Source organism: Stenotrophomonas sp. S49 (assembly GCF_016624905.1).
In the GTDB taxonomy this organism is placed as follows: domain Bacteria; phylum Pseudomonadota; class Gammaproteobacteria; order Xanthomonadales; family Xanthomonadaceae; genus Stenotrophomonas.
The window spans coordinates 1-745 of the sequence record NZ_JACVUD010000175.1; the positions used below are offsets into that span (position 1 = coordinate 1).

Here is a 745-nt window from a genome sequence, read left to right on the forward strand (position 1 = left end):
TTGCACGCTGCCGGTCTGCCCATGGTGCGCATCAACCCAGCTCGGGCACGACGGTTTGCCCAAGGCACCGGCCGGGCTGCAAAAACCGATCGGCTCGATGCCACGGTGCTGGCCGAGATGGCCCATTTGTTGAAACTGACTCGCTATGTGCCACCTGCACCTTGGCAACAGCGTTTGGCTGAATTTGCGCAGTGCCGCAGGCATCTTGTGCAGATGAGGGTCAGTGAAACGCAGCGCTTGCGGCGTTTGGTTGATCCTGCTCTGATCGCAATAAAGCAACGCCATATAGCTCAGTTATCTGAAGACCTGAAGCAATTGGATAGAGCTATCGCTGAGCAGCTTGAAGGACAGCCGGGCTGGAAAGAGATCGGCTCACTCAAGGGCGTCGGACCAATTCTTGTCAGTACCCTTGCCTGCGAGTTGCCCGAGCTCGGCAGCTTGGGGGGCAAAGCCATTGCATCACTGGTGGGGGTGGCCCCAATGAACCGTGAAAGCGGCACCTGGCATGGCCAGCGGCGCATCAGTGGCGGGCGCGCGGTAGTACGCGAAGCCCTTTACATGGCGGCCCTGACGGCCATCCGGTACGAGCCGAAACTCCGCGATTTCTATGCGGGGCTGAAAGCCAAGGGTAAGGCGAGCAAGGTGGCCCTCGTTGCGGTCATGCGCAAAATGCTGGTGATCCTCAATGCCCGCAAGCGGGACGCCGAGGTGGCCCTCGGCAGCCCCTGACAAGACAGTTGCTACT

The 745-nt window shown here is 60.1% G+C and carries 1 protein-coding gene; it reads left to right on the forward strand.

The window, feature by feature from the left end; all coding sequences use genetic code 11:
* Positions 1-729 (forward strand): IS110 family transposase (locus tag IAE58_RS19875; RefSeq protein ID WP_199934803.1); only part of this gene is annotated, 729 nt, incomplete at its 5' end.
* Positions 730-745 lie beyond the last annotated feature (16 nt).